The 20,661-nt window shown below is 73.3% G+C and carries 15 protein-coding genes, 2 pseudogenes and 1 riboswitch; of the genes and pseudogenes, 11 read left to right on the top strand and 6 right to left on the bottom strand.

All coding sequences use genetic code 11. The features are described 5' to 3' along the window. The first annotated feature begins 54 nt into the window (after positions 1-54). Positions 55-849 (top strand): hypothetical protein, encoded by a 795-nt coding sequence (locus tag FB457_RS02455; RefSeq protein ID WP_052770439.1) that lies wholly within the window; start codon positions 55-57, stop codon positions 847-849. A gap of 97 nt (positions 850-946) precedes the next feature. On the opposite strand, the gene FB457_RS02450 is transcribed toward FB457_RS02455, so the two are convergent. Then, positions 947-2,221, bottom strand: coding sequence for a serine hydroxymethyltransferase (locus tag FB457_RS02450; protein ID WP_145780622.1), 1,275 nt, complete (start codon positions 2,219-2,221; stop codon positions 947-949). Between the two features lie 33 nt (positions 2,222-2,254). Beyond that, positions 2,255-2,345: riboswitch (ZMP/ZTP riboswitch) on the bottom strand. Positions 2,346-2,471: 126 nt separating this feature from the next. Here FB457_RS02450 and rocD point away from each other — a divergent pair. Both rocD and FB457_RS35820 read left to right on the top strand, forming a co-directional pair. Then, positions 2,472-3,677 (top strand): ornithine--oxo-acid transaminase, encoded by a 1,206-nt coding sequence (gene rocD / locus FB457_RS02445; RefSeq protein ID WP_047017661.1) that lies wholly within the window; start codon positions 2,472-2,474, stop codon positions 3,675-3,677. A gap of 252 nt (positions 3,678-3,929) precedes the next feature. Beyond that, complete coding sequence (locus tag FB457_RS35820; protein ID WP_486588906.1) at positions 3,930-5,138, top strand: FUSC family protein; 1,209 nt, start codon at positions 3,930-3,932, stop codon at positions 5,136-5,138. Here the strand turns inward: FB457_RS35820 and FB457_RS02435 are convergent. Further along, positions 5,089-5,385, bottom strand: a pseudogene (locus tag FB457_RS02435) (DUF6879 family protein); the annotation flags it as partial. The gene FB457_RS35820 and the pseudogene FB457_RS02435 sit on opposite strands and share 50 nt — an antisense overlap. A gap of 288 nt (positions 5,386-5,673) precedes the next feature. Between FB457_RS02435 and FB457_RS02430 the strand changes: the two are divergent. From FB457_RS02430 to FB457_RS02405, 6 genes and pseudogenes are all read left to right on the top strand, one after another. Beyond that, positions 5,674-6,492 carry a response regulator transcription factor gene (locus FB457_RS02430; RefSeq protein WP_486588905.1) on the top strand — a complete coding sequence of 273 codons (819 nt, stop codon included), beginning with the start codon at positions 5,674-5,676 and terminating at the stop codon, positions 6,490-6,492. Beyond that, entirely contained in the window at positions 6,489-7,949 is a 1,461-nt protein-coding gene (locus FB457_RS02425) for a sensor histidine kinase (protein ID WP_145780621.1), read from the top strand. The genes FB457_RS02430 and FB457_RS02425 overlap by 4 nt, the downstream gene beginning before the upstream one ends. A 96-nt stretch (positions 7,950-8,045) precedes the next feature. Then, a pseudogene (locus FB457_RS02420) lies at positions 8,046-9,682 on the top strand (MMPL family transporter). A gap of 94 nt (positions 9,683-9,776) precedes the next feature. After that, positions 9,777-10,046, top strand: a complete 270-nt coding sequence (locus tag FB457_RS02415; protein ID WP_145780619.1) for a hypothetical protein — start codon at positions 9,777-9,779, stop codon at positions 10,044-10,046. A 28-nt stretch (positions 10,047-10,074) separates the two neighbouring features. After that, positions 10,075-10,653, top strand: a complete 579-nt coding sequence (locus FB457_RS02410) for a DUF6879 family protein (protein ID WP_486588904.1) — start codon at positions 10,075-10,077, stop codon at positions 10,651-10,653. Between the two features lie 2 nt (positions 10,654-10,655). Further along, positions 10,656-13,055, top strand: a complete 2,400-nt coding sequence (locus FB457_RS02405; protein ID WP_145780615.1) for a tetratricopeptide repeat protein — start codon at positions 10,656-10,658, stop codon at positions 13,053-13,055. A gap of 22 nt (positions 13,056-13,077) precedes the next feature. On the opposite strand, the gene FB457_RS02400 is transcribed toward FB457_RS02405, so the two are convergent. Both FB457_RS02400 and FB457_RS02395 read right to left on the bottom strand, forming a co-directional pair. Beyond that, positions 13,078-13,926, bottom strand: coding sequence for a methionyl-tRNA formyltransferase (locus FB457_RS02400; RefSeq protein WP_486588903.1), 849 nt, complete (start codon positions 13,924-13,926; stop codon positions 13,078-13,080). Positions 13,927-14,061: 135 nt separating this feature from the next. After that, positions 14,062-15,558: an MFS transporter gene (locus FB457_RS02395; protein WP_145780613.1), complete on the bottom strand. Its 1,497-nt coding sequence runs from the start codon at positions 15,556-15,558 to the stop codon at positions 14,062-14,064. A gap of 62 nt (positions 15,559-15,620) precedes the next feature. Here FB457_RS02395 and FB457_RS02390 point away from each other — a divergent pair, with 62 nt between their 5' ends. After that, on the top strand, positions 15,621-16,616 hold the full coding sequence (locus FB457_RS02390) for a helix-turn-helix transcriptional regulator (RefSeq protein WP_047017667.1): 996 nt from the start codon (positions 15,621-15,623) through the stop codon (positions 16,614-16,616). A 61-nt stretch (positions 16,617-16,677) separates the two neighbouring features. On the opposite strand, the gene FB457_RS02385 is transcribed toward FB457_RS02390, so the two are convergent. Together FB457_RS02385 and FB457_RS02380 are read right to left on the bottom strand one after the other, a co-directional pair. After that, entirely contained in the window at positions 16,678-18,123 is a 1,446-nt protein-coding gene (locus FB457_RS02385; protein WP_145780611.1) for a polysialyltransferase family glycosyltransferase, read from the bottom strand. After that, a complete protein-coding gene (locus tag FB457_RS02380; RefSeq protein ID WP_047017669.1) occupies positions 18,120-19,100 on the bottom strand; it encodes a glycosyltransferase in 981 nt (326 codons plus the stop codon). Before FB457_RS02380 ends, FB457_RS02385 begins: the two co-directional genes overlap by 4 nt. Positions 19,101-19,287: 187 nt before the next feature. Here FB457_RS02380 and FB457_RS02375 point away from each other — a divergent pair, with 187 nt between their 5' ends. Beyond that, positions 19,288-20,625, top strand: coding sequence for a DUF6716 putative glycosyltransferase (locus FB457_RS02375; protein WP_347612795.1), 1,338 nt, complete (start codon positions 19,288-19,290; stop codon positions 20,623-20,625). Positions 20,626-20,661: the final 36 nt, after the last annotated feature.

Here is a 20,661-nt window from a genome sequence, read left to right as displayed (position 1 = left end):
GGTTCGTACGCCACCGGCCGCGGCCGGACACCGACCGGACAACGGAGCGACGCCATGCGCAGACCCACCCGCCGGCACACCCGCCGCACGCACCGCCTCGCCGCGGCCGCCGCCGCGGTCCTCGCCGCCCTCGGGCTCGTTCTGGGCCTCGCCCCACCGGCCGCCGCGGGCGGTCCGACGAGCGTCCTGCTCGTCAACGGCGGCAGCGGCGAGGCCGCCGCCCTGTACGCCACCCACCCCGACTACGCCGCCCTCGACAAGGCCATCGGCGACGCCGGCGAACGGGTCGACCCGGTGCTCACCGAAGCCGGCCTCGGCGGCGCGGACGCGCGGCGGATCACGGTGACGTGGCTTCAGCACGACGTCCACGCGTGGCGCGTCGACACCGTCTACCCGGACGCCCGCGGCGGCGCGGTGGTCAGCAGGGGCACCGGCGGGGACGCGGTGACCGCGCAGACCTGGCGGCGGGTGGAGCACCCGGGGCGGCTCGGTTCGCTGCTCGGCCGGCTGGGGGTCGCGGAGCGGCCGGAGGAGCAGAGCGGGTGGTACATGCCGCCGCAGTTCGGCACCGACGCCGCCGCATCGGAGGCCGGGGGCCCGCCGGAGCCGGCCGCCGACGAGGGGGCGGACCCGGGGGAGGGGCGGGCGGCCGCGGACACGGACCGGGCCGCCCGCCGCGAGGCGACCGCCGCCGCCGGCCCGGACGCGGGGCCCGGCACCAACTGGTGGTGGGCCCTGCCGGGCCTGGCCGCCGGTGCCCTCCTGGCCACCGCCGCACCCCGCCTGTACCGCCGCCACCGGAGGGCACCGGCCGGCTCCCGCGGCGTACTCCTGGACCTCGACGGCTGAGGCCCGCCGGAGCCCGCGCCATGCGGCGCGGGCTCCGGAGAAGGCCGGCCGCAACGGGAAGGCCGGCCGCCACGGACCGGCCACCGGCGTCCCGGGGTCAGCCCACCGCCAGCCCCGGTGCCGGGAACGCCCCCATCAGCTCCGCCACCTCGCCCCTGATCCCCTTCAGCGCCACATCCGCCTCCGCGCCGCCGGTCCGCGCCGCCGCCACCCCCCGGTCGATCCACTCCGCCACCTGCGCCATCTCCGCCGTCCCGAGCCCCCGGGACGTCAGCGACGGCGTGCCGAGCCGGATGCCCGACGGGTCGAACGGCTTGCGCGGGTCGTACGGGACGGTGTTGTAGTTGACCACCAGGCCCGCCCGGTCCAGGGCCTTCGCCGCCACCTTCCCCGGGACCTCCTTGCCGGTGAGGTCGATGAGGATCAGGTGGTTGTCCGTGCCGCCCGAGACCAGCGAGAAGCCCCGCTCCGCGAGCCGCGCGGCCAGCTCCTTCGCGTTGGCGACCACGGCCGCCGCGTACTCCCGGAACGACGGCTGCGCCGCCTCGTGCAGCGCCACCGCGATGGCGGCCGTGGTGTGGTTGTGCGGCCCGCCCTGGAGGCCGGGGAAGACGGCGCGGTCGATCGCGCGCGCGTGCTCCGCGCGGGTCAGGATCATCGCCCCGCGCGGGCCGCGCAGCGTCTTGTGCGTGGTCGTCGTGACCACGTCCGCGTGCGGTACGGGCGAGGGGTGCGCGCCGCCGGCGATGAGCCCGGCGATGTGCGCCACGTCGGCGACGAGCACGGCGCCGACCTCGCGGGCGATCTCGCCGAAGGCGGCGAAGTCGATGGTCCGCGGGATGGCGGTGCCGCCGCACAGGATGATCTTCGGGCGCTCGGCGCGCGCCAGGTCCCGTACCTCGTCGAAGTCGATGCACCCGTCCTGGCGCCCCACCGTGTACTGCACGCTGCGGAACCACTTGCCGGTCACCGACACGCTCCACCCGTGGGTGAGGTGCCCGCCGTGCGGCAGGGACATGCCCATCACGGTGTCGCCGGGCTCGGCGAAGGCGAGGTAGGCGGCGAGGTTCGCGGGGGAGCCCGAGTACGGCTGCACGTTGGCGTGCTCGGAGCCGAAGAGGGCGTTGGCCCGGTCCGCGGCGAGGGTCTCGATCGGGTCGATGTTCTGCTGGCCCTCGTAGTAGCGCTTGCCGGGGTAGCCCTCGCTGTACTTGTTGGTGAGCACGGTGCCGGTGGCTTCGAGCACGGCGGCGGAAACGTAGTTCTCGCTGGGGATGAGCCGCAGCGTGTCGGTCTGGAGCTGCTCCTCGGCGGCGACGAGGGCGGCCAGCTCGGGGTCGGTCCGCGCAAGGGCGGGATGGGCGGGAGCCATGGTGTGTCCCTCCGGGTCGAGTCTGTGTCGGACCCGGGGCACCCAGGCGGGCGGCACCACTCGGCTGCTGCGCCGCGCGGCTTCCCCGTGGTCCGTTCCACGTTCGCCAGTCGCCGCACGCGGTTCCACCCTAGCGGGCGCGCCCGCCGGTGATGGATCCTTCGTCCATCATCCGAGCGAAGATAGACACAGGGGCACCACCCCTGCCCCGCCCGCACCGCCCTTCACGGCGCAACGGAACGGAGATCCCGTGACGCGAACCGACGCAGCCATCGCCGCGGCCGACGCCCACAGCGCGCACAACTACCACCCCCTGCCCGTGGTCGTCGCCACCGCCGAAGGCGCGTGGATGACCGACGTCGAGGGCAACCGCTACCTGGACATGCTCGCCGGCTACTCGGCCCTCAACTTCGGCCACGGCAACTCCCGCCTCCTCGACGCCGCCCGCGCCCAGTTGGACCGGGTGACGCTGACCTCGCGCGCGTTCCACCACGACCGTTTCGCGGAGTTCTGCGCGCAGCTCGCCGAGCTGTGCGGCAAGGACATGGTGCTGCCGATGAACACGGGCGCGGAGGCCGTCGAGACCGCGGTGAAGACCGCCCGGAAGTGGGGCTACCGCGTCAAGGGCGTGCCGGAGGGGCGCGCGAAGATCGTCGTGGCGGAGAACAACTTCCACGGCCGTACGACCACCATCGTCAGCTTCTCCACCGACCCCGAGGCCCGCGCCGACTACGGCCCGTACACGCCGGGCTTCGCCATCGTCCCGTACGGCGACCTGGCCGCCCTGGACGCGGCCGTCGACGAGGACACGGTCGCCGTGCTGCTGGAGCCGATCCAGGGCGAGGCGGGCGTGCTGGTGCCGCCGCCGGGCTATCTGGCGGGCGTACGGGAGCTGACCGCGGCCCGGAACGTGCTGTTCATGGCCGACGAGATCCAGTCGGGCCTGGGCCGCACGGGCCGTACGTTCGCGTGCGAGCACGAGGGCGTGGTGCCGGACGTCTACATCCTCGGCAAGGCCCTGGGCGGCGGCGTGGTCCCCGTCTCGGCGGTCGTCGCGAGCCGCGAGATCCTGGGTGTCTTCCACCCCGGCGAGCACGGCTCCACCTTCGGCGGCAACCCGCTGGCGTGCGCGGTGGGCCTGGAGGTCATCGCGATGCTCCGCACCGGCGAGTACCAGCAGCGCGCCACGGAACTCGGCGACCACCTCCACCGCGAACTGGGCCTGCTGACGGGCACGGGCGCGGTCCGGGAGGTACGCGGCCGGGGCCTGTGGGCGGGCGTCGACATCGACCCGGCGCACGGCACGGGGCGGCAGCTCTCGGAGAAGCTGATGGCCCGCGGGGTCCTGGTCAAGGACACCCACGGCTCCACGATCCGCATCGCCCCGCCGCTGGTCATCTCCAAGGAAGACCTCGACTGGGGCCTGACGCAGCTCCGCGAGACGCTGACCGCCTGACCGCGTCGCCCCGTCGCACGGGGCAGGGGGCGCGGCTGTGCCCCCTGCCCCCCGGTGTCCGCCTCCGCCCCGCCTCCGCCGTACGACTGGTAACAGAGCCTCATGTGGCCGTGGCCTGCGCGTCCGTTCGTGACGCTCACCGCGGGAACGGAGAATGCGGGACCGCAGCGGCATCTCCGGAGACCAGACAGCGAGGCGTTCATGGCGGGTTCCAGCACTCCGAAGGAGACCTCGGTCATCCGGAAGGAGGCCGTGAGTGAGCTGTCCAAGGTGTTCGGGGTCGACGCCCGGGGACTCGACCTGCCGCGGGCGATCCTCTTCCTGGACCTCGCGCTGGTGCCGCTGGTGGTCTTCTGGGCGATCGGGCACGAGCAGTACCTCCTCAGCGCGCTCTCCGGCCTGCTGCTCGCGGTGCTGGACGACCGTGGCGGGAGGTTCGAGCACCGCGCGGCGCGGGTCTCCGTCTACGCCCTGATCGGCGCGGGACTGACCGCGTGGGGCTTCGCCCTGGGGGGCGCGGGCTGGGGCTGGCTGGTCCTCTCCGGCTTCGCGGTCACGCTCGTGGCCGGACTGGCGGTCGCGTACGGAACGCGCAGGTTCGCGACCGCCCTGCTGCTCAACATCTGGTTCATCGCCGCACTTGCGCTCTCGTTCCAGCTCGACCACCACTCCGGCCCCACCAGCCACACGTGGGCCCAGGTGGTCGCGTGGGCGGGAGGGGCGGCACTGTGGCTCGCGGTGACGACGGCGGGGTGGCTGGCCCGCGGCCGAGGGAACGGCCCCCGCGAGACGTCGGACGCACCCGGCGGGGACGGGCCCGCCGATGACGCACGTGCCGGTGACGCGCCCGGCGGTGACGGACCCGGCGGTGACGCGCCCGGCGGTGACGCGCCCGCCGGGGAGGCGCCCGCGGGGAAGGGGCCCGCCGGGGACACGCCCGCCGGCACCCGGCCCCAGCTTCCCCCCTGGCCGGTGCTCACGTTCGCGGTGATCCGCGCCGGAGCCGTCGCCGCGGCCTGCGCGCTGGGCTTCGGCCTCGACCTCTCGTACGGCTACTGGATCCCGCTCGCGACCGTCATCGCGATGAAGCCGGCGCTGGAGCAGACCACGCTCTTCACCGCGCAGCGCCTCGTCGGCGCACTGCTCGGCGCCGCCGCGGCCTCGCTGCTGATCCTGCTGCCCGCGGGTGAGACCGGGACCAAGCTGTTCGCCGTGACGCGGGTGCTCGAAGTGGTGGCGCTCGTCCTGCTGATGCACGCGGCGGCGGTCCGCTACTGGAACCACGCGCTCTACTGCGCCGCACTCGCCGCGGGAGTGCTCATCCTGGTCAGCCTCCCGCAGCCCGCGAACTACACCGTCGAGGGCTACCGCGTGCTGTGGACGGCATGCGGCGTGGCGATCGGCCTGGGCCTCATGCTGCTGGCAGGCCGACTGGCCGCCCGCGAGGACAAGGAACCCTGACCACCGCCCTTAGCCGAGTGCCTCGATGGCCTTGAGTATCAGCCCGCGCCTCGGCACCGTAGACGGCGAGCTGGCGGAGATGCCCGAACGCCTCGAGGTGCAAGGCGATTCCGGACGGCTGGACGATTCTGACCCGGATCGGGTTTTCCTGGTTCCAGCGCACCAGGCGGCCGTCGAAGAGCCAGAAGTCGTTGCCCGGCAGGGCGATGTCCGAGGCGCGCCGGCGTGGGAGCCACATGACCTGCTTCCGGCTGGGCGGCCTCGGCCGCGCTGCGGGCGTAGGCGACGAAGGCGGCCCAGGCGTCGGGGTGAAGGTGAGGCGGGGCCCGGCCTTGTCCGTGGAGTCGCGGACGTGAACGGCCTCGGGGCAGGCGGCGACCCTCCCGTTGCGTGTGACCACGCTCACGGAAGGTGACGAGTACTGTCCACTCTCTGCGTGTGTACGCATACATGTTGTACGCGGCCAAGCTTCTCACAGGGAACTCCCAACATCCCTCCCCGCGGTGTGCCCGTCCGCCGCCCCGATACTGGGGCCATGAGCGGCGCGGCAGAGCGTAGTGCGGTGGGGCAGTCCGTTCTCGTGGTCGAGGACGATCCCGGGATCGCCGACATCCTGCAGATCACCCTCCGCTTCCACGGCTTCGCCGTGCGCGCCGCGCCCACCGCCGGGCGCGCGCTCGAACTCGCCCGCAGCCACGCCCCCGACCTCGTCCTCCTCGACGTCATGCTCCCCGACGGCAGCGGCTGGCAGGTCTGCCGGGAGCTGCGGGCGGGCGGGGACGAGCCCGCCGTGATCTTCCTCTCCGCCCGGGACGCGCCCGCCGACGTGCTCGGTGGGCTCGCGCTCGGCGGGGACGACTACATCACCAAGCCGTTCAACGTCGACGAGGTCGTCGCCCGGGTGCGTGCCGTGCTGCGCAGGACCCGGGGGCGGGCGCCCGCGGGCGGGGTGCTGCGGCACGGGGACGTGGAGCTGGACGAGGCGACGTTCACCGTACGGCGCGGGGGTGCGCCCGTGGAACTGACGCCGACCGAGTACAACCTGCTGCGCCACCTCATGCGCAACGCCGGCCGCATCCTCACCAAGGAGCAGTTGCTGCGCAGCGTCTGGCAGTTCGACACCGCGGTGGAGTCGACGGTCGTGGAGACATACATCAGCTATCTGCGGCGCAAGCTCGACCCCCTCGGTCCGCCGCTCATCGAGACCCGCCGCGGCGTCGGCTACGGACTCCGCCCCGTAGGACCGGACGGGCCTGACGGGTCTGACGGGCCCGACGGGCCCGACGAGCAGGCCGGACCGGCGGGTCCGGCAGGAGCCGGGGATTCCGCAGCGCCCGCCGGGCCGCCGCCGTGAAGCGGTTCCCCCGTTCCCTCAGCAACCGGCTCTCCGTCACCAACGTCGTCATCCTCGCCGCCGGTCTCCTCGCCGCCGCCTGCGGCAGCCTCTTCGGTACGTACACCATCCTCGTCGGCGAGGTCGACGCCACCGTGCGCCAGGACCGCGAGACCCTCGTCTCGGGACCGCTCAGCGTCACCGCCCTGGAGCAGGTGTGCCGGTTCGCCGACGCCTTCGGCGCGTCCGACGACAAAGGCTTCGGCTCCTCCGGCGAGGAGGACCCCTTCGTCCTCCTCGACTCCCGCGGCGAACTCCGGCCCACCTGCCCGCTCATCGGCGGTGACGACCAGCGGCTCTCCCGCGAGATAGCCGACTCCCTCGACGACCCCGGCGCCCTCGCCGACTCGGGGGACCTCACCAGCATCGCGGCCGGCGGCCACCACTACCGCGCCGCCGTCGCCCGCCTCGACGACGGTTCGTACGCCATCAGCACCACCCGCTACGACGGGGTGCGCAACGCCGTACGGAAACTCCTCGTCATGGAAGCCGTCTTCGGCGCCCTGCTCCTGCTGCTCCTCGCCGTCGTCTCCTCGCACGCCGCCCGCCGCCGGCTGCGCCCCCTTGAGGACATGGTCGAGACCGCGTCCGCGATATCCGAGGGCGACCTGTCGCGCCGGGTCGACACCTCGCCGCCCGGCGGCAGCGAGGTCGAGCAGTTGCGCGACGCGCTCAACGCCATGCTCCAGCAGGTCGAGGGCGCCATGGCCAGCCGGGAGGAAGCCGCCGCGCGGCAGCGGCAGTTCCTCGCCGACGCCTCGCACGAGCTGCGCACCCCGCTGGCGACCGTGCTCGGCTACCTCCAGCTCTACGACAAGGGCATCCTCGACGACGACGAGGCCGAACGCGCCCTGACCCGCGTCGGCGCCGAGGCCGAGCGCATGAGCCGCCTTGTCGACGAACTCCTCGCCCTCGCCCGCCTCGACCAGCACCCCGCCCGCGACCGCGCCCCCGTCGACCTCGCCGCCCTCGTCCGCGACGCCGCCGCCGACCTGCGCGCGCAGCAGCCGCACCGCCCCGTGACGGCCGAGGCCGCGGCGCCCGCGGTGGTCGTCGGCGACGAGGCCCAGTTGCGCCAGGTCCTCGGCAACCTCCTCGCCAACGTACGCACCCACACCCCCGAGGACGCCGCCTGCACCCTCTCCGCCGCCACCGGCGACGGCGCCGCCGTCCTGCGCATCGCCGACACCGGGCCCGGCATGCGGCCGGAGGACGCGGCGCGCATCTTCGACCGGTTCTTCCGCGCCGACCCGGGGCGCGCGCGGGTCGCGGGCGGCAGCGGCCTGGGCATGTCGATCGTGCGGGCGGTGGTCGAGGCGCACGACGGCGAGGTCGCGCTCGACACCGCGCCCGGCGCGGGCATGGCCGTCACCATCCGGCTGCCGCTGGCGGACGCGCGGGTTGAGAGTTCGGTGTGAAGCCCCTGCGGGATCCTTGAGGGCCCTGGGTACGCCCCGGCCGCCGCGGTGACGCTGAAGCCCTCACTCCCCGTCGCCGAGCCGAGGAGCCCCGCCGTGGCCGCACTGGCCCGATTCTGTTTCCGCCACCGCTACGTCGTCCTGCTGCTGTGGGTGTGCGCCCTCTTCGGCACCGCCGTCGCCGCTCAGGCCGCGGGTAGCCGCTGGGCCAACGACTTCGAACTGCCCGGCACCGAGTCCGCCGAGGCGGTCGACCTTCTGCGCGCGTCCTTCCCGCAGACCTCCGGGGACACCGACAGCGTCGTCTGGCGGGCACCGGAGGGCGCCTCGGTACGCGACCCGCAGATCCGCGCGCGCATGACGGAGGCGCTGGCCGGCATCGCCGACGTCCCGCAGGTCGGCCGGGTCGCCGGCCCGTACGCGCCCGCAGGCGGCGGGCAGATCAGCGAGGACGGGCGGATCGCGTACGCGCAGGTGACGTTCACCGAGCAGGCCATGAACCTGGAGAAGGAGAACGTCGAGGAGGTCATCGGCACCGCGCAGGCCGCGGCCGGTGATGTCGACGGACTCCAGGTCGAGCTGGGCGGCGAGGCGATCCAGGCGGTACAGGGCGCGCCGGGCGGGCTCGCGGAGGTGACGGGCATCGTCGCGGCGGCGGTCATCCTGTCGATCGCGTTCGGCTCGCTCTTCGCGATGCTGCTGCCGATCGTCTGCGCCGTCTTCGGCATCGGCACGGGCCTGATGACGGTCACGCTGCTCAGCCACACGACGGACTTCGCCGAAGCCACCACCCTCCTCGGCAGCCTCATCGGCCTCGGCGTCTCGATCGACTACGCGCTCTTCATCGTCACCCGGCACCGCACGGGGCTGCACCGCGGCTTGAGGGTGGAGGACTCCGCGGTAGGGGCCCTGGACACCGCCGGGCGCGCGGTGCTGTTCGCGGGCGGGACGAGGCGACCGACCAGCTCATCGACCGGCTACGGGACGAGGTCATCCCGGCGGCCGAGGAGGGCACCTCGCTGGACGTCCGTGTCGGCGGGGTCACGGCGATCAACAAGGACTTCGCCTCTGTCATCACCGGCAAGCTGCCGCTCTTCGTCGGCATCATCGTCGCGCTGGGCTTCGTCCTGCTGCTGGTCGCGTTCCGCTCGGTGGTGGTACCGCTGACGGCGGCGGTGATGAACCTGCTCGCCGCGGCGGCGGCGTTCGGCGCCCTGGTGGCGATCTTCCAATGGGGCTGGGGCAGCGACCTCTTCGGCCTGGGCCGCGAGGTGCCGATCACGGCGTTCCTGCCGGTCATCATGCTGGCGATGCTCTTCGGCCTGTCGATGGACTACCAGGTCTTCCTGGTCAGCCGCATGCACGAGGAGTGGGTCCACCACGGCGACAACGCCCGGGCGGTCCGCGTCGGGCTCGCGGAGTCCAGCCGGGTCATCAACGCGGCGGCGCTCATCATGATCTGCGTCTTCAGCGCGTTCGTCCTCAGCGGCGACCTGGAGGGCGTGATGGCGGGCATCGGCCTGGCCGGCGCGGTGGCCCTGGACGCCTTCGTGATCCGCACGATGCTGGTCCCCGCCCTGATGCACCTGTTAGGCCCCGCCAACTGGTGGCTCCCCACCTGGCTCGACCGCCACCTCCCCCACCTGGCAGTGGAACCCCGCGACGACCCCGGCGGAACGGAAGACGGCCCGCGCCCGGAGGAGTTGGCGAAAGTGACGGGAGGGGCGTCGTGAGGGCCGGCGACGTACGCCCGACAATTACGGAGAGTAGTCGAGTGGGGTCTTTCGGTGGTAGGCTCCCCCCGGTTGTTTCACACATGGAGGGGACATGGACACGAGGTGGGAAGCCGACCCGGCGGCGGCGTTCGCACGGCGCTTAGGGAAGTCGTCGCATGAATTAGGCCAGACCTCCGGTGACGCCAGTTGCCCGGATGTGTGGGAGCTGGAAAACGGGGATGTCGCCGTCATCGGTACCGACTTGACCACGGATTACCACGGGCGGCTTCCGGACGGGGTGAGCGTCGACCCGGGTGAGCGCCTGGTCGTCATCCCGCGGGCGACGGTCATCGCTGCGAAGACGGATATCCCGGATGAGTAGCCTGCTCGACGGTGCGACGAGTGAGCGCATGCCACTCGCCCCCTACTACGCCGACTTCGAGAAGCACTACTGGCGCAGTGCCGACCTCGGGTTCTGGAAGCTGGAGCGGCAGCAGACGTTCCAGGAACCGGGCTATGACAGTTGGGAGGCGTTCGCCCGCGGTGACTGGGCGGAATCCCTGCGCCTGCTGGACGCGGGGCGCGAGGAATTGACGCGGCGTCACCAGAAGGGCCGGGAGCACGGCTTCACGTCCCGGCGGATCCGGGTGGTGGAGGAGCCACTGAGCCCGTACATGCAGTGGGAGTTGCATGCCCTGCGGGTCCGTAGTGAAACCGGTGGGCGGATCCACGTCATCGACGCGGACAAGGTCGTCCAGTACGAGTCTGACGGCCCGCTCCCCGAGATCTACACCCTCGGTGAACACGTGATGTACGAGGCCGTGTACGACGAACGGGGCGTGCTGGAAGCCGCGCGGAAGTTTGTCGACCGTGACCTCATCCTGCGCTGCCAGAGCTTCATCCAGGAGCTCTATCAAGCCGGGGAGCCCCTGCTCGACTGGTTCGACGGACACGTTGCGCACCTGCCGCCCCCACCCGCCCAGACGTAGCGATGGGCGGTGACGGTAAGCCGGGGCACGTCAACCGGGTCGGGGGCGAGACCGTCGCCCACGCCGTCGTCCAGGCCCGGGACATCAGCGGCGGCCTGCACCTCCATCAGCACGGGCAGGCGACGCCGGTTATCGTCCCGCATCAACTGCGCGGCGGTGCCGGACACTTCGTCAACCGGTCCCGGGAGCTGGCCCGGTTGGACTCCCTCCTCGCGGAGGACACGGCCCGGTCGCGTACGTCGCGCGTGGCGGCGCTCACCGGTACCGGCGGGGTCGGCAAGACCTCGCTCGCGCTGCACTGGGCCCATGCCGCGCAGGGACACTTCCCCGGCGGGGAGCTGTACGCCAACCTGTGCGGCTACGCCGCCGAGGCTCCGGCGGCCCCGGAGCAGGTGCTCGGTCACTTCCTCGAAGACCTGGGCATTCCCGCCGCGCAGGTGCCGGCGGTACGCGAGCGGCGCGAGACCCTGTTCCGCTCGCTGACGGCGGAGCGCCGCATGCTCATCTTTCTCGACAATGCCGCCCACAGCGCACAGGTGCGGCCGCTGCTGCCGGGCACCGCCGCCTCGCTCGTGCTCGTCACCAGCCGGGACGACCTCACCGGTCTGGTGACCCACGGCGACGCCATGCGCATACGGGTGCTGACGTTCCCCGCGGACGACGCCGTCACCCTGCTGCGTGCCACCACAGCCGACGAGCGGACCGGAGACGAGGGCGCCGATCTCTCAGAACTGGCCGGGATGTGCGGTGGACTTCCGCTGGCGCTCCGTATCGCCGCGGAACGCGCGGCGGGCCGTCCGGCGATCTCCCTCCGCGAGCTGATCGACGAGTTACGCGACGAATCGGCGCGGTGGACCGTGCTCACCGCCGACCCAGGGGAAGGGAACGAGGAGGGAACGGATGCCATGCGCAGCGTGTTCGAGTGGTCCTACCGGGCGCTGCCCCCGTCCGCGGCCCGGCTGTTCCGGCTCCTCGGCCTGCACCCGGGCAACGAGTTCGGGCTGGCGGCCGCGGCCGTCCTGGCGGGCCTGGAACCCGCGCGCGTACAGCCGCTGCTGGAGACGCTGATGCGCGCCCATCTGCTGCAGCGGCGCCCCGGCGGACGCTACGAGTTCCACGACCTGGTGCGCGCCTATGCGGCCGAACTGGTGCGCCGGGAGGAGAGCGAGAACGACCGGAGCGCAGTCCTCGCGCGCTGCGTCGCCTGGTATCTCCACACCGCGGACGCGGCGCAGCGGGCCATCGCGCCCTACGACCGCTGGCCTCTCGACGACTACGTCCCGGCCCCGGACCCCGCCCCCGCTTTCGACGGCTACGAGTCCGCCTTCCGCTGGTACCGGACGGAGTCCGCCAACCTCGTCACCGCCACGCGCGCCGCCGCCGACGCCGGTGCCTTCGGCATCGCCTGGCGCCTGGCCGTCGTGCTCCGGGCGATCTACATGCACCAGAACGCCTTCGACGAGTGGGGCGCCACCGCCCGGATCGCCGTCGACGCCGCCCGCGCGTCGGGCGAGGAGGCCGGCGAGGCGGAGGCGCTGGAGAACCTGGGCAAGGCCGAGTTCCAGAGACTGCGGCTGGCGGCGGCCGAGGAGTGCCACCGGGGCGCGCTGGCCATCCGGCGGCGGCTCGGCGACGTCCACGGGATGGCGGTGTCCGCCAACGCCCTCGGGCTCCTCGGGCTCCGGCGCCGCCGCCTGGACGAAGCCGAACTCCGCTTCGCTGAAGCCGCGGAGATGTTCCGCAGCCTCGGCGAACGCCGCTGGACGGCCCTGATACGTACCAACCTCGCGGAGACGCTGTGCGACGCCGGCCGCGCGGGCGACGCGTGCATGCTCGTGGAGCAGGTGCTCGCGGATTTCCGGGACCTCGATGACCACTTCGGGGTGGGCAACGCGCTGTGGCTGCTCAGCCGGGCCCGGCGGGAATCCGGCGACCCCGGGGCCGCCGCGCGTGCGATCGCCGAAGCGCTGTCCCTGGCCGCGGCGGAGGACAACCGGCTCTGGCAGGGCCACTGGCTGGCCGAGTCGGCCCGCGTCGCACTTGCACGCGGCCGCGCGGCGGACGCCCTGCGACTGGCCCGCGAGTCGGCGGCCGTGCAGCAACGCCTCGGCGACACCGCCCGCGAGGCCACTGCGCTGGACATCGCGGGCGAGGCGTGCGGTGCGCTCGGCCGCCTGGAGGAGGCGGCCGGTCTCCATCGCGACGCCATCGAGCGGTTTCGCGAGGCCGACGCCCACTGGCAGCTCGCGCATGCGCTGGTGAACCTGGCGGAGGTGCTGGGGCGGCTGGGGGAGCCGGCCCGTACGGTCTGGGAGGAGGCGGCCGGCGCGCTGGGCCGGTTCGACGACCCGGAGGCGAGCGCGCTGGCGGAGCGGGTGGCCGCGCGGCTCGAAGCTTCCTGAGGAACGTCCCCGTGGTGCGGAGCTACTCCGCAGGTGCGGACTCGGCGATCCACAGGGGCCCGTCCGCACAGTCCAGGCGGGGTCCGTCGGCGGGCGTGAGGCTGGTCCGTAACACCTTCATGCGCTGCCCTCCGACGATCGCGACCGGGCCCCGGCCCGGGCCGATGTACCGGTGCGTCCGTACCTGGTTGTGCACTTCGTGAGCAGTGCGCGCGGTGTCGATGACGGAGAACTCCTCCTCCATGAGCCCCGCGTAAGTCGCGCCACGATCTGACTGCGGCTCACCGGCGGACGGGTCCGCCGCACGCTCCAGTGCGACGGCGAGCACCCGTCGGAGCGACTCCGCGAGCCGGGGCCACAGCGCTTCGGGCGTCGCGTCGTCCGGGATGGGGACCGTGCGCTCCTGGGCGAGGACGGGGCCGGCGTCGAACTCCTCGTTCATGCGGTGGGCCGTGACACCGAGCTTCGGATCGCCGTTCCGGATCGCCCACAGCACGGGGGCAGGCCCGCGGTACTCGGGCAGCATCGAGCAGTGGACGTTGACGACGCCGTAGCGGGGGACCGAGAGAACCGCCGGGGGCAGCCGCCAGGAGAAGCCGAAGCAGACCAGGAGATCGAGACCGTATCCGCCGAGGGCTGTCCCGAGCCCTTCGGAGCTTCCGGGTAAGAGCAGGTCGATTCCCGCGGGCAGCGCGGCGGCGATGCGCCCCGCGGTATCGGCGGCGGCTGGATCGGTCGCCGATCTGGGGCGCATGGAACGGGAGTAGGCGTAGACGACGGGGGTGTGGCCGCCTTCCACGCAGACCTCGTGCAGGGTGGCGAACTCCCGGGCACCGAATGAGATCAAGCCGACACGCATGGCAACGCTCACCGAGGCAGCATAGCGAGGCACCAGAGCCCCGGAAGGCGACTTCGACGGCGGCCGGAACCGGGGAAACCGCCCCCGCGCAGCGGAGCGGGGTGCTGCCCCTGTTGGGCTGCACCCCGGTCCGTGGTGGCGGCGTGGTCAGACGGTTACCAGGTCTTCCTTCTGCTCCGCCGCCGCGGTCGGCTCCGGCTCCTCCGCCGGGTTGCGCTTCGGGAGGGCGAAGAGCAGGGCGTACACCACTCCCAGGATCGCGATCACCCACCACATCGCGTTCTCGAACGCCCCCGCGAACGCCGGGCCCGCCTCCTGAGGGGCCGTCGGCTCGTCCATCGCGCCGAAGAACACCACCGACACCAGGCCGAGACCCAGCGCCATCCCCAACTGGTTGACCGTGTTGATCAGGCCCGACGCCGAGCCCGCGTGGCGGCGCGGGACGCCGGAGAGGACCGCGTTCGTCAGGGGGGCGAAGACCAGGCCCATGCCCGCGCCCAGGAGGGTCAGCGGCAGCACCATCTGCCAGGTGGAGATCTCCGTGCCGTAACGGTCGGACGCCGCCAGGTACAGCAGGGCTCCGGACACCATCATCACCGCGCCCCCGTGCAGCACCTTCCGCCCGAACAGCGGCGTCAGCTTCTGCACCGACATCCCGGCCGCCACCGAGCAGCCGAGCGAGAACGGCAGCCCCGTCAGGCCCGCGTGCAGGGCGCTCCAGCCGAGGCCGAGCTGCATGTACAGCGTCCACACCAGGAAGAAGATCCCCAGCGCGGTGCTGAAGGCGAGCTGCACCCCGATGCCCGCGGCGAAGCTCTTCACCCGGAACAGGGTCAGCTCGACCAGCGGCGAGCCGTCCGCGCGCTGCTTGCGCTTCTGGTACGCGACGAAGGCGGCGAACACCGGCAGGCTCGCGGCCATCGAGACGAAGCCCCACGCCGGCCAGTCGTTCTCGTGGCCCATGGTGATCGGGTAGAGCAGCATCAGCAGCCCCGCGGTGGCCAGCAGCACCCCGCGCAGGTCCAGGCGGAGCGCGTCGGGCGCCGTCGACTCGCTGATGAAGCGGCGGCCGAGGATCAGGCCGGCGATGCCGACGGGCAGGTTGATGAGGAAGATCGGCCGCCAGGCCAGCCCGAACAGGTCCCACTCGGTGAGCAGCGCGCCGATCATCGGGCCGGACACCGCGCCGAGGCCGGCGACCGCGCCGAACATCCCGAAGACCTTGCCCCGTTCCTCCGCGGGGAACGTGACGTGGATGATGCTGAGTACCTGCGGCACCATCAGTGCCGCCATCACGCCCTGCAGGACCCGCGAGCCCACGAGCATCGCCGGGTCGGCGGCGATGCCGCACAGCAGCGAGGCGGCGGTGAAGCCGCCCATGCCGAGCAGGAAGACCCGCTTGCGGCCGTAGATGTCGCCGAGCCTGCCGCCGGTGATGAGGCCGATGGCGAAGGCGAGCGCGTACCCGGCGGTGATCCACTGGATCGCGCCGAAGGAGGCGCCGGTGTCCTCCCGGATGCTCGGGATGGCGATGTTGACGATCGTCGCGTCGACGAGGTCCATGAAGGAGGCCGTCAGCACGACGGCGAGCGCGATCCACCGGCGGCGGTCCGGTCCTGCGACAGAGGCGTTCTGGAAGGTCATGGCGGTAATCTAGGATCGGTATAGGACAGGTCACGTCCTAAAGGGAAGGCAGTCTGGAAAACATGACGACCGACACCCCCAAGCGGCTTCTGCACCTGCTCTCCCTCCTCCAGACGCCCCGCGAATGGCCCGGCAGCGAGCTGGCCGGCCGCCTCGGCGTCACCGACCGCACCATCCGCCGCGACATCGAGCGGCTGCGCGACCTCGGCTACCCGGTCGAGTCCACCAGGGGCACCGCCGGCGGCTACCGCCTGGTGGCGGGAAAGGCCATGCCCCCGCTGCTCCTTGAGGACGACGAGGCCGTCGCCATCGCCGTCGGCCTGCGCAGCTCGGCGGGCCATACGGTCGCGGGGCTCGCCGAGGCGTCCGTACGGGCGCTGGCGAAGCTGGAGCAGGTGCTGCCGTCGCGGCTGCGCCGCCGCGTCACGTCCCTCGGCACCGCCACCACCCCGCTCACCCGCTGGCAGGGCCCGCAGGTCGACGCCGAGGTGCTGACGGTGCTGGCCGCGGGCGCGGCCGGCGGCGAGCGGCTGCGCTTCGGCTACCGCGCGGCGGACGGCACCGAGACCAAGCGGCTGGTCGAGCCGGCCGGGCTGGTCGCGGCGGGCCGGCGATGGTACTTCGTCGCGTACGACAACGACCGTGACGACTGGCGGATGTTCCGCGTCGACCGCATCACCCGCCCCTTCGCCACCGGCGTCCGCCCGCCGCGCCGCGAGCTGCCGGCGGCGGACGCGGCGGCGTTCGTCGAGGACCGGATGGGCGGGGACCGGCCCCGCTACCGCGCCCGCGCGACGCTGCACGCGCCGTACAAGGAACTGGCGCGCCGCCTCGCCGGCACGGAGGGGCTGACCCGGCTGGACGAGGGGCGCTGCGCGTTCGTGACGGAGGCGGACGGGCTGGACTGGCTGGCGCTCCGGCTGACCGCGCTGGGCTGCGAGTTCGAGGTGCACGAGCCGCGGGAGCTGGCGGAGTACCTACGGGACCTCGCGGGCCGCGCGTCCCGCGCGGCGGGCGCGATGGGGGAGGGGACGGGGGAGGGGACGGGGGAGGAGTGAGCGGGATCCGGTACGCGTACGAGCCGGCGGCCCCGAAGCGGGCCCGGGCCCCGCCGCCCCCTCACCCCAGCCGTCGCCGCAGCGCCCGTGCCCGGCGCGCCACCCGCCGTACCGCCGGGCTCCGCGGCACGAACGCCAGCCGCTTCGGCACCCCGCCCGGCAGCCCCTCCACCGTCAGCCGGCGCCGCTTGAAGTACCGCCACGTGTCCGCGTCCAGCTCCGCCGCCAGCCACGCCTCGACCTCGGGCCGCCGCCGCGCGTAGATCCGCGGCTGCATCGTGAACCCGACCGCCGTCAGCAGCCCGCCCAGCGCCGCCTGCGTCTCCTGGGCGGTCGGCGCCCGCCAGTCGCGCACCGCCGCCGGGTCGTCCAGCGACGGCAGCAGCGCGTCGGCGATCGTGACCGGGACGCGGTTGCTGTTCTCGTACGGGGTCAGCCGCTCCAGCAGCGTGTCCGTGCCGACGCTCGCCACCGGCAGCCCGTACAGCGTCGAGGCGGTCATCAGCGCCGTGGAGAACGCGCCCGCCACCAGCGCCGGTTGGAGGCGCTCGTACAGCACCTCCGCCAGCACCGGGGAGTCGAGCACCGTCAGCGTCACGCCGAGGCCGTCCGCCTCCTGCTCCAGCAGCCGCGAGACCCGCGCCGGTGCCATCGGGTGCGGCTTGAACACCACGCTGCGGTGGCCCAGTCCCGCCGCGCCGCGCAGCATCCGCACGTGCAGCTCCTCTTCCTCCGCCGCGGTGAGGATCTTCAGCGCCGAGAGGTACTGGCCCAGGAGGAGTGCGGGCGAGGGCCCCTCGGCGAGCCCGGCGGCGGGCAGGTCGAGGTCGGCGGCGGCCGCCAGTTCGGCCAGCACCTTCTTCAGCTCCTCGGCCGGCACGATCTCCGACGGCACCCCGAACTCCGTGAGCAGCAGGGGCCGTACGCCCGGCAGCAGGTCGGGATGGAGCAGCCGCTCGACGCGGGTGCCGACGAAGGAGGAGAGCTTGTTGCGCGTGGGGCCGTAGCTCATCAGGCCGTCGGCGTAGACGTGCAGGGCCGCGTCGGGGAAGAGCTGGACGAGCGCCCGCGCCGGGTTGACCTGGATCGACTCCACGACCAGCGTGAGCCGGTCGTCGCCCAGGCCCCACAGCAGCCGCAGGTGCCGCTCCCACAGCGGCACGTCCTCGGCACGCGGCTCCCACGCGGCGGGGTGCAGCGGGCGGATGGCGTGGTTCCAGTCCCGTACGTCGTCGAAGCGGGAGCGGAGCTGCGCGAAGCCGGCGATGGCGTCGACGGCGGGGGTGGTCTCGGGGTTGGCGGCGTTGTTGGTGATCAGCAGGACGCGGCGGTCGGCGGCGGGGAAGAGCCCGGCGTCCAGGGCGGCGGCGAGGGTCGCGGTGCCGTAGAGGGTGGAGGCCACGAAGACCTGGGTGTGCCGGCCCGGCGCGTAGCGGATCTGCAGCGGCGGATACGCGGACGCGGGGGCGGTCGAGCCGGCCGCGGGGTCGGCGGACGGGGAGGTCATCGGACGGCCACCTCCGCCGGTACGCCCCGGCGGTGGAGCCGGCGCAGCAGTTCGGAGCGGTCGGCGTCCATGGCGTCCAGCACCTCCGTCAGTACGTGCGGGGGCATGCGCCGCAGCGCGTCGGCGCTCATCTCGCGCAGTCTGCGGGCCACCGGCTTCTCGAACCGCTCGATGTTCTTCAGATGGTGCGCGATGATCGCGCAGAAGTTCCGCACCGCCTTGGGCAGCAGCAGCTCCGCGTCCCGGTCCGCCGCCGTCTCCTCGACCACCTGGTCGAAGGCGCGCAGGAAGTCGAGCTGGCGGACGTCGCCGATCTGGGTGAGGGAGTTCGCGACACCGCGGCGGTAGAAGACGCCGAGCAGCCCGACGACGGCGAACGTCCGGGCCTCGCGGTGCAGCCGCCAGATCCACGGCCGGTCCTCGGCGGTCCGCAGCCCGTCGGGGAAGTGCAGCAGGCCCTCGTCGAGCAGCCGGCGGTGGTAGATGCCGGCCCAGGCGTACGCGTAGTCGACGGACGTGGTGTGCGTCGCCGGCAGGATCGCGGAGCGCGGGTCCTGGACGACGCCGCGGCGGCCGTGCGGCACGCGGTGGACGGTGCGGGCGCGGGCGGCGCACTGCACGTGGTCGGTGCGGACGAAGTCGCAGTCCAGCTCGGTGATGACCGCCAGCAGCCGGCGGTAATGGCCGGGGGCGAGCCAGTCGTCGCCGTCGAGGAAGGTCACGTACCGGCCGCGGACCCGGTCGAGACCGGTGTTGCGGGCGGTGGCCAGGCCGCCGTTGTGCTCGTGGCGTACGTGCACGGCGCCCGGCAGGTCGCGCGCGGCCCGCTCCAGCAGTTCGCCGGTGCGGTCCGTCGAGCAGTCGTCCACCAGGATGAACTCGGTGTCCGGTGCGGCATTGGCGTGCAGGCAGGCCAGCGTCTCGGGTGCGTAGTCCTGCACGTTGCAGAAGGGAGCGATCACGGAGAGTTGACGCATCCAGGCGATGCTAGGGGCCGCCCCGCGCCCGGGGCTTGCCCTGCTCCGACGCCCGCATGAACGCCGGGCGGCGGAATGGTGAACGCCGTCCCTCTACGGACGGGTTCGCCGTTCGGCGGCGTGTTGTTAACCATTTGTACGGCCGGTGTTGGGCCACCGAGCGGAATGCCTCCCTACCGTCGGCGGCGTGCTCAACGACCCCCCGTCACAGCTTCGCACCGCTGTTCTCGCCGACTCGGACACCCGCTGGAAATGGGGCGCGCTCACCGCTCGCCGCATGGCCCCGGAGGCGGTGCTCGACGGGTACCTGCTGCACGGCAGGGCGACCCCCACGGCCCGCCAGCTCGCCGAGGTGGGCGTACCCGCGGACGCGATGAGGGAGGTCACGGCCGTCGAGTTCCTGGCCGCCGCCGACCCCGACCGCTACGACGTCGTGCTCCTCTCCTGCGTCGGCGGCACCGTGCAGGCGATGCTCCACGGCCTCGCCCGCGCCTGGCAGGGCGCCAGGCGCCGCCCGGCGGTCGTCACCGGCTACGTCGGCGTCGTGTACGAGAAGCTCTCCGACGGCCTCCTCCTGCGCAACGGCGCCGACATCGTGCTGGCCAACAGCCGGCAGGACGCCGAGCGCTTCCGCGCGGTGTACGAGGGCGTCGGCGCCTCGCCGCACAGCATCGTGGAGTGCGCGCTGCCGTTCCTCGACGGCGCCCCGTACGACCCGGCGGCGCCCGGCGGCGACCGCCCGTACACCGTCGTCTTCGCCGTCCAGCCCTCCGTGCCCGACACCCGCGAGGACCGGCTGTACCTGCTGCGCCGCGCCGTCCGGCACGCCGAGCAGCACCCGGAGCGGGAGGTGCTGGTCAAGCTGCGCAGCCGCCCGGGCGAGCACACGACGCACATCGAAGAGGCTCCGTACCAGAAGCTCGCCCAGAAGCTGCCCGGCGGCCTGCCCGCGAACTGCAGCCTGGTCTACGGGAACATGGGCGAGGTCCTGGACCGCACCGACCTGCTCGTCACCGTCTCCTCCACCGCCGCGCTGGAGTCCCTGCACCGCGGCATCCCGACCGCCGTCCTCACCGACCTGGGCGTGCGCGAGCCGCTGGGCAACCACCACTTCCTCGGCTCCGGCTGCCTCGCCTCCTGGGACGAACTGGACGCCGGCCACCTCCCCAAGCCCGACCCCGTGTGGCTGTCCCGCCAGGGCGTCCCCGGCGCGGCCTCCGCCGAGCCGTACGACGCCGCCTTCGACCGCGCCAGGGCCCGGCTGACCACCCTGGTCGCCGACCCGCAGTTGCCGCCGCTGGCGCCGTACTACACCCCCGAGACCGCCGGCGGCTACCTGCCGCGGATCCTCGCCCGGCACGGCCTGGCGCCCACCGGCGAGCCGCTGCCGCAGGCCGCGGCCGCCGCGGAGCCCGGCCCGCTGCGCCGGTGGGCGCGCACGCTGCTGCGTAAGGCGGCGCGCGCCGCGTACCGGGGCGGAGTTCAGCGCATCGCGCCCGTCATCCGCCGCATGGGGGCGCTGTGAGCGACGCACGCGCGGCCGCGACCCCGCAGGCCGACA

This window comes from Streptomyces sp. CNZ287 (assembly GCF_007827615.1).
Note: the sequence above shows the minus strand (reverse complement) of the source record. Positions and strands in the feature narration are given on the sequence as shown.

Excerpts from the sequence above, each read along its gene's own strand:
- FB457_RS02455 (WP_052770439.1), top strand. The coding sequence starts at position 55 with ATGCGCAGACCCACCCGCCGGCACACCCGCCGCACGCACCGCCTCGCC.
- FB457_RS02450 (WP_145780622.1), bottom strand. The coding sequence starts at position 2,221 with ATGGCTCCCGCCCATCCCGCCCTTGCGCGGACCGACCCCGAGCTGGCC.
- FB457_RS02430 (WP_486588905.1), top strand. The coding sequence starts at position 5,674 with ATGAGCGGCGCGGCAGAGCGTAGTGCGGTGGGGCAGTCCGTTCTCGTG.
- FB457_RS02415 (WP_145780619.1), top strand. The coding sequence starts at position 9,777 with ATGGACACGAGGTGGGAAGCCGACCCGGCGGCGGCGTTCGCACGGCGC.
- FB457_RS02410 (WP_486588904.1), top strand. The coding sequence starts at position 10,075 with ATGCCACTCGCCCCCTACTACGCCGACTTCGAGAAGCACTACTGGCGC.
- FB457_RS02405 (WP_145780615.1), top strand. The coding sequence starts at position 10,656 with ATGGGCGGTGACGGTAAGCCGGGGCACGTCAACCGGGTCGGGGGCGAG.
- FB457_RS02395 (WP_145780613.1), bottom strand. The coding sequence starts at position 15,558 with ATGACCTTCCAGAACGCCTCTGTCGCAGGACCGGACCGCCGCCGGTGG.
- FB457_RS02390 (WP_047017667.1), top strand. The coding sequence starts at position 15,621 with ATGACGACCGACACCCCCAAGCGGCTTCTGCACCTGCTCTCCCTCCTC.
- FB457_RS02385 (WP_145780611.1), bottom strand. The coding sequence starts at position 18,123 with ATGACCTCCCCGTCCGCCGACCCCGCGGCCGGCTCGACCGCCCCCGCG.
- FB457_RS02380 (WP_047017669.1), bottom strand. The coding sequence starts at position 19,100 with ATGCGTCAACTCTCCGTGATCGCTCCCTTCTGCAACGTGCAGGACTAC.